The sequence below is a fragment of the Pseudomonas sp. E45-MNA-CIBAN-0222 genome (genome assembly GCF_040310405.1).
Taxonomy (GTDB): domain Bacteria; phylum Pseudomonadota; class Gammaproteobacteria; order Pseudomonadales; family Pseudomonadaceae; genus Stutzerimonas; species Stutzerimonas stutzeri_AC.
This window is the reverse complement of record NZ_JBEOPU010000183.1, coordinates 1-251: the sequence shown is the minus strand read 5'-3', so window position 1 is coordinate 251 and position 251 is coordinate 1. Positions and strand designations below refer to the sequence as shown.

General features: G+C 37.8%; 1 protein-coding gene. It reads right to left on the bottom strand.

Going from position 1 to position 251, the window contains the following annotated elements:
• Positions 1-201: hypothetical protein (locus tag AAEZ08_RS23255; RefSeq protein WP_500125225.1), on the bottom strand; the 201-nt coding region annotated here is incomplete at its 3' end.
• Positions 202-251: the final 50 nt, after the last annotated feature.

Sequence of the window (251 nt, the reverse complement as noted above, 5' to 3'; positions counted from 1 at the left end):
ATAACAAACTCCATCACTTTCAGGCCAAAGCTCACCAATTTTACTGTCTAAACTAGAGCTACCAGCTTGAGTGATGAATTGAGACGTTATTGCTGCTACAGCAACAAGTTCAGGTCTATCTTGTGACAATTCTATACACCTAGGGCACTCTTCATTTTGTTCTTCATCATACGAAAATTCGCATTCTACACAATCAAGCATAACTTCTCCTTGCAACTTTATAATCAAGCCTACTTAATTGTGTAGTAGAC